9 protein-coding genes are annotated in these 10,110 nt (G+C 65.2%); 6 read left to right on the top strand and 3 right to left on the bottom strand.

What is annotated here, in order from left to right:
- Positions 1–43 precede the first annotated feature (43 nt).
- The 3 genes from DY468_RS20160 to DY468_RS20170 all read right to left on the bottom strand — a co-directional run bounded on the left by DY468_RS20160 (position 44) and on the right by DY468_RS20170 (position 2,935).
- Positions 44–691, bottom strand: a complete 648-nt coding sequence (locus tag DY468_RS20160) for an OmpA family protein (protein ID WP_164606720.1) — start codon at positions 689–691, stop codon at positions 44–46.
- 125 nt (positions 692–816) lie between these two features.
- Positions 817–2,262, bottom strand: coding sequence for a caspase family protein (locus DY468_RS20165; RefSeq protein ID WP_164606722.1), 1,446 nt, complete (start codon positions 2,260–2,262; stop codon positions 817–819).
- Positions 2,263–2,437: 175 nt separating this feature from the next.
- On the bottom strand, positions 2,438–2,935 hold the full coding sequence (locus tag DY468_RS20170) for a MarR family winged helix-turn-helix transcriptional regulator (RefSeq protein ID WP_205512558.1): 498 nt from the start codon (positions 2,933–2,935) through the stop codon (positions 2,438–2,440).
- Positions 2,936–3,062: 127 nt separating this feature from the next.
- Here DY468_RS20170 and DY468_RS20175 point away from each other — a divergent pair, with 127 nt between their 5' ends.
- From DY468_RS20175 to fahA, 6 genes are all read left to right on the top strand, one after another.
- Positions 3,063–4,670, top strand: coding sequence for an FAD-dependent oxidoreductase (locus DY468_RS20175; RefSeq protein ID WP_164606726.1), 1,608 nt, complete (start codon positions 3,063–3,065; stop codon positions 4,668–4,670).
- A gap of 289 nt (positions 4,671–4,959) precedes the next feature.
- Entirely contained in the window at positions 4,960–5,175 is a 216-nt protein-coding gene (locus tag DY468_RS20180; RefSeq protein ID WP_164606727.1) for a DUF2783 domain-containing protein, read from the top strand.
- A gap of 190 nt (positions 5,176–5,365) precedes the next feature.
- The gene (locus DY468_RS20185) at positions 5,366–6,319 is read left to right on the top strand and encodes an MBL fold metallo-hydrolase (RefSeq protein ID WP_164606729.1); all 954 of its coding nucleotides are present in this window, start codon (positions 5,366–5,368) and stop codon (positions 6,317–6,319) included.
- Between the two features lie 57 nt (positions 6,320–6,376).
- A complete protein-coding gene (hmgA, locus tag DY468_RS20190) occupies positions 6,377–7,723 on the top strand; it encodes a homogentisate 1,2-dioxygenase (protein WP_164606731.1) in 1,347 nt (448 codons plus the stop codon).
- Positions 7,720–8,376, top strand: a complete 657-nt coding sequence (maiA, locus tag DY468_RS20195; RefSeq protein ID WP_164606733.1) for a maleylacetoacetate isomerase — start codon at positions 7,720–7,722, stop codon at positions 8,374–8,376. The genes hmgA and maiA overlap by 4 nt, the downstream gene beginning before the upstream one ends.
- A gap of 203 nt (positions 8,377–8,579) precedes the next feature.
- The gene (gene fahA / locus DY468_RS20200; RefSeq protein WP_164606735.1) at positions 8,580–9,848 is read left to right on the top strand and encodes a fumarylacetoacetase; all 1,269 of its coding nucleotides are present in this window, start codon (positions 8,580–8,582) and stop codon (positions 9,846–9,848) included.
- The last annotated feature ends 262 nt before the right edge of the window (positions 9,849–10,110 follow it).

Consider the following 10,110-nt stretch of genomic DNA (forward strand, 5'->3'; position numbering starts at 1 on the left):
GCGGAACGCCCTGAAGTCGCTTTATCGTCGGCCAAAGTGCCGATCATTTGGCAGAAGCGCTCTGGCCGGACATGTTGACCACCTGAACTCGTCGATTGACGCCGCTGTCGGGGTGCGCCGGATCTTTCAGCCGGCTTTCGCCGTAGCCGACCGTGACGAGGTCGGCACTCGCGATGCCGTATTTGTCGACCAGCACACGCTTGATGGTATCAGCGCGACGTTCGGACAATTCCTGATTGAACGAGTCGCTGCCGACGCTGTCGGTGTGGCCGGCGACCACGAAGGTGCCGCCTTTGAGATCCGGGCTGGACAGTGCCTTGCCGAGCGCTTCGACGGCCGGCGCCGCCTGACGGCTGATAGTTGCGGAGTTGTACTCGAAGGTGATTTCGAGGTCGATGTTCGGCTTGTCCTTGGTGATTTCGGCGATCTGGGTGCGTTCACCGAGCGACAGCGACCGGGTCGGCCGGTTGCGCAGGCTGTCGACGAACTTCGTTTGGCCGGGATCGGTTGCTGCGGCCGGCTGTGCGGCCGACAGGCTGCGGGTCAGCGGTTTGTTCGGCGTCAGCGCCCGGACGATCTGGTCCGACGTGACCTCGCCGGCCTGGGCTGCGCCGAGCGGCAGCATCGCGCCAAGTCCCAGCATCAGCGCGCCGAGCTTGGCGCAGAACCCCGCTGCAGACATCCGGGTCATCTTGCGTCCTCCTGAGATCTGGCGATCGCTCCGCGTGCGAAGGACCGGCATCGCCTTGTCATTTCGATCGTCGCGCCATCGCGCCGGCAGGTTCAACGCCCCGCGTGGCGGCGCAGCGGCTACGCCTATTGCACGCCGTAGCCGGCGAATTCTTGGCCGATATTGGGATCGAGCTTCTTGGCCGTGGTCAGGTCGATTTCGCCTTCTGAGGTGAGCCCGATCCGCTTGCGCGCCAGCCCGCGGCCATACAGCGACGAGGTCAGGCGCGGATTGATCTTGAGCGCGGCGTCGAAGTCGGCGATCGCGGCCTTGTCGCGGCCGCTCTTCAGGTGCAGCAGCCCGCGGCTGTCGAGCGCATCAACGAAGTTCGGGCGCAGCAGCAGCGCCTGATCGCAGTCGGCGAGCGCACGTTCCAGCTCGCCGATCACGGTGCGGGCCCAACAGCGGTTGTTGTAAGCCTCGACGTCCTTGGCGTTGAGGCGGATCGCCTCGTCGAAGTCCTTGATCGCAGCTCGATACGCGCCCTTGCTGGCATAGACCTGGCCTCGCCGGTAATACGCATTGCCGTCGGATGGGCGCTCCGTAATTCGCGCGGTGAGCGATTTCACCGTCGGATCGCTCGCGAGCGCCAGCACCAATTTGTCATCGCCGCCGCTGTCGGAGGGCTTCGGTTGCGCTATCTGCGGCGGCTTTGTGTCGGCGGCCGTTGCCGCGGGCTTTGTGGTTTCCGCCGTTGCCGGAGTTGCGGCCGGTTTGGCGGGCTCGACCGGCGTGTCGGATGGCTGGTCTGCGGTCTTGGCAACGGCCTTGGCGCCCGGCACGAAAATGAAGTTCTCGGCGAGCGAGGACGAGATCCACGGCACCTGCTCGCCATGCGAGGCGCGGGTGACGGTGGTCCGGGTGCGGTTGAGCGCCTCTTCGGCGGAAATCCCCGGCTCGCGGATGTCCGTGATCAATGCGCTGACGAACGGGCTGCGGTCGGCGTCATTGTCGGTCACGACGGCGCTGAGCGCCGCAGCGTACATCACCAGCGATCCGCTCGGTGCGATGACCGGCGCCAGGCCGGCCGAGAAGCTGCGGAAGCGGCGCTCGAACGGGTTGCGCCGCGAGGCGTCGATCAACGCGATCTTGACCGCGGCGCCGCGGCTGTTCAGTTCGCCGAGCACGGCCTCGAGCGAGACGCCGTCGCGCCGGACATCCGGTTCGGTCCAGATCTGAGCATCGACCGGCACCAGATAGCTCTGCCGCCCGGATTGGATTCCGAAGCCGCTGAAGAACACCAGCGCCACCGACCCCGGCTTGACGCGCTGATACAGCCGATCGAAGGCGCGCCGCATGGCATCGCCGCTCAGGTCTTCGCCCAGCTCCACATCGAAGCCCGCGCGCTGCAACTCAGCGGTCAGTGCACGGGCATCGTTGCCCGGCTGTCTCAACGGCCGGTCCGCATCCGGATATTTGCCGTTGCCGATCACCAGCGCGATGCGCGGTGCCGCACCATCGGCAGCGAACGATTGCGGCATGGCCGTGACGATAGCGAGCAGCAGAACGACCAGGCCGAGATGAAGTTTCATGCGATGCCGGATTTGCGGTGAAAACAGTCCCGATCGTGTCGGGCGGTCAACTCGGACTTTGTGCGTCGCATCTCACCCCGTCGTGATCGCGCCTGTCAATTGCCGCAAGCCGCGGCGCTCTTCGTCATAGCAGCCGCATATTTACGGGCCGCGACGTGCTGCACCGAAAACGCGGCTATCCGACCGAAGCAGATGCCTTCGCTGGGGTCGTCTCGGAATGGTCGTGGCTGGCCTGGATCAGGTTCAGATGTCGCTCGATCTTGCCGAGCGCTGCGGCGAACTGTTCGAGTTCGCGGGACGACAGGCAGGACAAGATGTCCTGTTCCTTGCGTTTCAGCCGGGGAACCAGTTCGAGATACAGGGCGCGGCCTTTCTTGGTGAGACGCAGCCGAAACTCGCGGCGGTCATCCTCGTTCTCGACCCGTTCGATCAGTTCGCGGTCCAACAGGCCGTTCACCGCACGGCTGATCGTCGATTTGTGCGTGCGTGTGCACTGCGCAATGAACTGGGCCGTGCAGGCATCGCTGCGAAAACCGAGGGTCGCGAGAATGCGCCAGCCGGGAATATCCAGCCCATAGCGCTGCTGATACTCCTCCGACAGCGCGGCGCTGACTTCCGCTGCCAGCCGATTGAGCTGGAACGGCACAAACGAGAACAAATCGAGCTTCGTCAAAAAAAATCTCCGGGGCCGGGTTGCGCGGCGCGACGACTGCGGCTTAGATAGTTGCAAATGAAACTATCATGCAGGAGGACGCCTTGACCAGCGCTTTGCACGGGACGGGTCGGCAGGGCTGAGGCCGATGGCCCATCAGGAACATTTCCAGTTCGGCTATCGCCGGCATCCGGATCAGGATCGCAAAGAGCCGGCGCGCCATCCGGTCGTGGTGGTCGGCGCCGGTCCGGTCGGATTGTCGCTGGCGATCGATCTGGCGCAGCGCGGCCAAAACGTCGTGCTGCTCGACGATGCCGACCGGATCGGCGAGGGCTCGCGCGCGATCTGTTTTTCCAAGCGTGCGCTCGAAGTCTGGGACCGGCTCGGCGTCGGCGCGCAGATGGTCGAGAAGGGCGTTGTCTGGCAGGTCGGCAAGATCTTTCGCCGCGACGAGATGGTGTATCGCTTCGACCTGCTGCCGGAGACCGGCCACAAGATGCCGGCCTTCGTCAACCTGCAGCAATACTACGCCGAGGCATTCCTGGTCGGCCGGGTGCAGCAACTCCCGGGAATCGATCTGCGCTGGCGCAACAAGGTGACGGCGCTCGCCCAGCACAACGATCACGCCGAGCTGACAATCGAGACGCCGGATGGGACGTATCGTCTTGCCGCCGACTACGTGGTCGCCTGTGACGGTGCCCGCTCGAGCCTGCGCGGCATGGTCGGCGCTGAGTTCGCCGGCGAAGTGTTCGAAGATCAGTTCCTGATCGCCGACGTGAAGATGACGGCGGAGTTTCCGACCGAGCGCTGGTTCTGGTTCGATCCGCCGTTCCATTCCGGCCAGTCGGCGCTGCTGCATCGCCAGCCCGACGACGTCTGGCGGATTGATCTGCAGATCGGGCCTGAGGCCGATGCTGCGGTGGAGCGTCAGCCGGAGCGGGTGCGGCCGCGGATCGAGCGGATGCTCGGCCACGGCGATTTCAGCTTCGAGTGGATCTCGATCTACAAGTTCCAATGCCGGCGGATGCAGCGCTTCCTGCACGAGCGGGTGATCTTCGCCGGCGACTCCGCCCATCAGGTGTCGCCGTTCGGCGCGCGCGGCGCGAATTCGGGCCTCGAGGATGGCGAGAACCTTGCCTGGAAGCTCGATCTGGTGCTGCGCGGGCAGGCGCCGGCCAGCCTGCTCGACAGCTACGATGTCGAGCGCAGCCAGGCGGCCGACGACAACATCCGCCACTCCACCCGTTCGACCGATTTCATCGCGCCGCATTCCAAGCAGGAGCGCCGGCTGCGCGACGCGGTGCTGGCGCTGGCGCACGATGTCGAATTCGCCAAGCGAATGGTCAATGCCGGCCGGCTGTCGACGCCCTCCGTGTACCAATCCTCGCTGTCGACGGATGATGTCGACATCTGGAGTTCGGGCCCCGGGCCTGGCGCTGCGATGCGCGACGCACCGCTGAAGGCGGCCGATGGCACGCCGGTCTACCTCACTGACGCGTTCATCCAGGCCGGCGGCGGTTTCGTACTGCTGGAGCGAGCCAATGGCGGCGCCGCCCCGTTGCCGCCGGGCGTCCGCAGCATCCGGATCGGCGACAATGCGCCGCTGCGCGACGAGCAGGGCGCCTTCGCGCAGCGCTACGATGCCGCGCCGGGCTCGGCCTATTTGCTCCGCCCCGATGGCTACGTCGCCGCGCGGTTCCGCCATCCGACGCAGGCTGCCGTCGACACAGCCCTGGCGCGGGCGTGCGGACGATGAGGGTAGTGATGACATTTGTCGCGACTCAGAGCTTCGAACGAGCATCGCAGCGCATGGTGCGGAGCCTCTCACCCCAGGCACGACATCACCTCTCCCCGCGTGCGGGGAGAGGTCGACGCGCATCGTCAGATGCGCGGCGGGTGAGGGGGCGTCTCGACGAGGCCGAGACACCGTGCCCGCATCGCCCCTCACCCCGACCCTCTCCCCGCAAGAGCGGGGCGAGGGGGCGCGCAGCGGCTGGGGAGAAGTCGATGTGCAGACGAGGGCGTTCGAAGGGGAGGGGCGTCCGATGACCGACGCGCTCTCCACCGCCAGCAATTTCGCCGATCCCGATGCTGCCTACCGGCTGATTGTCGAGGCGCATCGCGGGCTCAGCGACGAACAGAGCGCGGCACTCGACGCCGCGCTGGTGCTGATCCTCGCCAATCACATCGGCGATCTCGATTTGCTGCGCGAGGCGACGGCGTTGGCGAAGCGGGGCGTGGTGGAGGGGCAACGGGAGTGAGCGGCGTCAACGAAACCGCGCGGCGCAAGCACAGCCCCAGGTTCGTCATTCCGGGGCGCGCCGTCAGGCGCGAACCCGGAATCTCGAAGTGATGTGCGAAGCGGCGGTCGCAGAACAGCTCGGGATTCCGGGTTCGCTCGCTGCGCGAGCGCCCCGGAATGACCAACTAGAAACAGAGTAAGGACCCCACATGGCCAAAGGCTTCGCCTCCACCACCGACCTCGCCGAGAAGAAGGTGACGTTTTCCGAGATCGGGCCCGATCTCTATGCATTCACGGCGGAGGGTGATCCGAATTCGGCAGTGATCGTCGGCGACGATGGTTGTCTGGTGTTCGACGCGCAAGCGACGCCGGCGATGGCGGGTAAGGTGATCGAGCGCGTCCGCAGCGTCACCGACAAACCGATCAAATATGTGGTGCTGTCGCACTATCATGCGGTGCGCGTGCTCGGCGCGTCGGCCTATCAGGCGCAAGGCATCATCGCGTCGCAGGAGACCTATCGGCTGATTGAGGAGCGCGGCCAGCAGGATTGGGATTCGGAATACGGACGGTTTCCGCGGCTGTTCCAGGATGCCGAGAGCATTCCGGGGCTGACTTGGCCGACGCTGGCGTTCGACGGCGAGATGTCGGTCTTCCTCGGCAAGCGTGAGGTGCGGCTGATGCAGCTCGGCGCCGGCCATACGTCAGGTGACATCGTCGCCTGGGTGCCGGACGCGCAGGTGATGTTCACCGGCGACCTCGTCGAATATCACTCGGCCTGCTATTGCGGCGACGCGTATTTGCGTGAATGGCCGGCGACGCTGAACGAGATCCGCGAGTTCAATCCGAAGGCGATCGCACCCGGGCGCGGCGACGCGCTGAAGGGGCTGGAGACAACGCGCGAGGCGATCGCGATGACGCGCGATTTCGTCGGCACGCTGTACGGCGCCGCCGAGATCTCGGTCGCCAAAGGTCGCAGCCTGAAGGAAACCTGGGACGCCACCCGCGAGGTGATGGACCCGAAATTCGCGTCCTTCGCGATCTACGAGCACTGCCTGCCGTTCAACGTGTCGCGCGCGTTCGACGAAGCCTCGGGCATCGACGATCCGGTGATCTGGACCGCCGAGCGCGATCGCGAAATGTGGGCCGCCCTTCAGGGCGGTTAGTCCGAACCGCAAGCGCGGCTTCGGCCGCGTCCCTCGCCAACCGATCGGAGGACGACCATGAACATCAATGCCGCGCCGCAGATCCTCGGCGGCTCATCGCAAGGCATCACGCCCGGCTATATGTCGGGGTTCGGCAATTCGTTCGAGACCGAGGCGCTGCCCGGCGCATTGCCGGTCGGACGCAATTCGCCGCAGCGCTGCGCCTACGGTCTCTACGCCGAGCAATTGTCCGGCTCGCCCTTCACCGCCCCGCGCGGCGCCAACGAGCGGAGCTGGCTGTATCGCATCCGCCCGTCGGTGAAGCACTCCGGTCGCTTCGCCAAAGCCGACATGGGGTTGTGGCGTTCGGCGCCGTGCTTCGAGCACGATTTGCCGATCGCGCAGCTGCGCTGGGACCCGCCGCCGATGCCGCAGGACAAGCTGACCTTCCTGCAGGGCGTGCGTACCATGACGACGGCCGGCGACGTCAACACCCAAACTGGGATGGCGACGCATCTTTATCTGATCACCCAGTCGATGGTCGATCAGCACTTCTACAATGCCGACGGCGAGATGATGTTCGTGCCGCAGCAGGGGAGCCTGCGTCTCGTCACCGAGTTCGGAATCATCACCATCGAGCCGGCCGAGATCGCGGTGATCCCGCGCGGCGTCAAGTTCCGGGTAGAACTGGTCGATGGCCCGGCGCGCGGTTATCTGTGCGAGAACTATGGCGGTGCGTTCACGCTGCCGGAGCGCGGCCCGATCGGCGCCAATTGCCTCGCCAATTCGCGCGACTTCCTCACGCCGGTCGCCGCCTATGAGGATAAGGACACGCCGACCGAACTGTATGTGAAATGGGGCGGTTCGCTGTACGTGACCAAGCTGCCGCATTCCCCGATCGACGTCGTCGCCTGGCACGGCAACTACGCGCCGTACAAATACGATCTGCGGACCTATTCGCCGGTCGGCGCGATCGGCTTCGACCATCCCGATCCGTCGATTTTCACCGTGCTGACCTCGCCGTCCGAGACGCCGGGCACCGCGAACATCGACTTCGTGATCTTCCCCGAGCGCTGGATGGTGGCGGAGAACACGTTCCGGCCGCCGTGGTATCACATGAACATCATGTCGGAGTTCATGGGGCTGATCTACGGCGTCTACGACGCCAAGCCGCAGGGCTTCGTGCCGGGCGGCGCGTCGCTGCACAACATGATGCTGCCGCATGGCCCTGATCGCGAGGCGTTCGATCATGCCAGCAACGGTGAGCTGAAGCCCGTGAAGCTGACCGGCACGATGGCGTTCATGTTCGAGACCCGCTATCCGCAGCGCGTCACTGAGTATGCGGCAAGCTCCGGCCTGCTGCAGGACGATTACGCCGACTGCTGGAACGGCCTCGAAAAGCGCTTCGATCCGAACCGGCCATGAGCAAAGCTCAGGATCACGACGCCGCGGTGCTGTACGGCTATTTCCGCTCCTCCGCGGCGTATCGGGTGCGGATCGCGCTCAACTTGAAGAACATCGTGGTGGCGCAGCGCTACGTTCACCTGCGCAACGGCGAACAGAACCTCGAGGCGTTCCGCTGGATCAATCCGGCCGGCCTGGTGCCGTATTGGAGCGAGGGCGAGTTCAACGTCGGGCAATCGCTGGCGATCATCGAATATCTCGACGAGACCCACCCCGAGCCGCCGCTGCTGCCGAAAGATCCGAAGGCTCGCGCCATCGTGCGCGAGATCGCCTATGCGGTGGCCTGCGACATCCATCCGATCGGAAACCTGCGCATCCTGAAGCGGCTCAGCGAACTCGGCGTCGACGAGGTCGACCGCGCGTGCTGGTCGAAGGAATGGATCGAGCAAGGCTTTGCGGCGATCGAGGCGCGGCTGGTGCAGACGCCGGGGCCGTTCGCATTCGGCCATAGGCCGACGCTCGCCGACATCTGCATCGTCCCGCAAGTGTTCAACGCCCGTCGCTTCGACGCCGACCTCGCCCCGTTCGAACGCATCCGCCAGATCGAAGCCGAAGCAATGAAGCTCGACGCCTTCGTCGCCGCAGAGCCGGGCCGGCAGCCGGATGCGGAGTAGTATCTTCGTCATTGCGAGGAGCGGAGCGACGAAGCAATCCAGCTGTTTTTGTACGACCCATCAACCTGTCATGCCCGGGCTCGTCCCGGGCATCCACGTCTTGCTGCATAGATCGCGAGGAAGGCGTGGATGGCCGGGACAAGCCCGGCCATGACGACGTTCGAGTACGACGGCATCGAAGCTAACGAAATCCAGGACTAAACATGCACCCCAACGACCCGCGTCTGCGCTCCTTCGTCGATGTGAAACCGGGATCGGACTTTCCGATCCAGAACCTGCCTTACGGTGTGTTCTCGACCGCAGATCATCCATCGCCGCGCGTCGGTGTCGCGATCGGTGATCATGTGCTCGACCTCGCAGCATTGCAGGTTGCGAAGCTGCTCGATCTGCCGGAGGGCGTGTTCGCGCAAGGGTCGATCAACGCCTTCATGGCGCTCGGGCCGAACGTCTGGCGCAGCACGCGGGCGCGGATCAGTGCGCTGCTGCGGCACGATAATCCCGAGTTGCGCGAAAATGCGGAGCTGCGCGCCAAGGCGCTGCTGCCGATGCGCCAGGTGAAGCTGCATCTGCCGCTGCGTGTCGAGGGCTTCACCGACTTCTACTCGTCGAAGGAACACGCCACCAATGTCGGCACCATGTTCCGTGACAAGACCAATCCGCTGCTGCCGAATTGGCTGCACATCCCGATCGGCTACAACGGCCGTGCTTCGACCGTCGTGGTCAGCGGCACAGCGATTCACCGCCCGCGAGGCCAGCTCAAGCCGCCGTCGGCGGAGCTGCCGAGCTTCGGACCTTGCAAGCGGCTCGATTTCGAACTCGAGATCGGCGTGGTGGTCGGGCAGTCCTCAGTGATGGGGTCGATGCTGACCGAACAGCAGGCCGAGGAGATGATCTTCGGCTTCACGCTGCTCAATGATTGGAGCGCGCGCGACATCCAGCAATGGGAGTACGTGCCGCTCGGGCCATTCCAAGCCAAAGCGTTCGCGACCTCGATCAGCCCATGGATCGTCACCCGCGAGGCGCTGGAGCCGTTTCGTGTTGCCGGGCCGGTGCAGGACCCAGCGCCGCTGCCGTATCTGCAGCAGAAGGGCGCCAACAACTACGACATGGCGCTGGAAGTCGCCTTGCGGACGCCGGCGATGCAGCAGCCGGCGCGGATCAGCGCGACCAATTTCAAATACATGTACTGGTCGTCGGTGCAGCAGCTCGTGCACCACGCCTCGAGCGGCTGCGCGATGAGCGTTGGCGACCTGCTCGGCTCCGGCACGGTGTCGGGCCCGGAGAAGGATCAGCTCGGCAGCCTGCTGGAATTGAGCTGGAACGGCTCGGAGCCGCTGCAATTGCCCGGCGGCGAGACCCGCGGCTTCCTCGAAGACGGCGACAGCTTGGTGATGCGCGGCTGGTGCCAAGGCGACGGCTACCGCATCGGCTTCGGCGAGGTCGCGGGCACGGTGCTGGCGGCGAGCGAGTAGTTCCTTGCGGCGTCATTCCGGGGCGCGCGAAGCGCGAACCCGGAATCTCGCTGGTCGGGGCACCGCAGAGACTGCGACAATCTCCAGATTCCTGTATCTGCGATGTGCTGGTGCATAGTCAGCGCGACAGAGGCTGCTCGGTAGATTCCCGGCCGATCATCTCGCCGTAACCCGGTGCGGGCGCCTCTGTCGGTGTTGCTTGATCGAACAGTCGCACGGGCATTGCCGTTGCGGTGATCGCCCGCATACAGGACCGATCCCA

Source organism: Rhodopseudomonas sp. BR0M22 (assembly GCF_010907035.1).
In the GTDB taxonomy this organism is placed as follows: domain Bacteria; phylum Pseudomonadota; class Alphaproteobacteria; order Rhizobiales; family Xanthobacteraceae; genus Rhodopseudomonas.